Origin of the sequence: Cupriavidus sp. SIMBA_020, from assembly GCF_046535395.1 — a bacterium.
Lineage (GTDB): Bacteria > Pseudomonadota > Gammaproteobacteria > Burkholderiales > Burkholderiaceae > Cupriavidus > Cupriavidus campinensis.
Genome location: NZ_JAWRWU010000164.1, coordinates 1 through 358 on the forward strand (window position 1 = coordinate 1; position 358 = coordinate 358).

General features: G+C 54.5%; 1 pseudogene. It reads left to right on the plus strand.

Annotated features, from left to right (window positions below):
• Nucleotides 1–147 (plus strand): annotated as a pseudogene (locus tag SB751_RS28640) (IS3 family transposase); the annotation flags it as partial.
• Nucleotides 148–358: the final 211 nt, after the last annotated feature.

Below are 358 nucleotides of genomic sequence, written 5' to 3' on the forward strand. Positions count from 1 at the left end.
TCCGTCGAACTGGCAACGCTGGAATGGGTCGCCTGGTACAACCGTCATCGGCTGATGGAACCGCTCGGCTATATCCCGCCTGCTGAAGCTGAGGCAAACTACTACAGGCAACTCAGAAATGCCGCTGACGTGTCCGCATTAACTTAAACCAACCAGCCTCCACGATTCCCGGTGCGGTTCACTATCTTCGTCTAGGCGGCGCTTGACAAACCACTTTCTAGGCACATCTGGCGCCCTGGATAGCCATCGCAGGTCGTTGCCGCGGTAACAGGCAGCGATAATCGGTAACGTATCGATTTGTGCAAGTCGAATACACGTTGCCGTGCGACTCGTTTGGAAGATTTCAGCGAATTCGTTG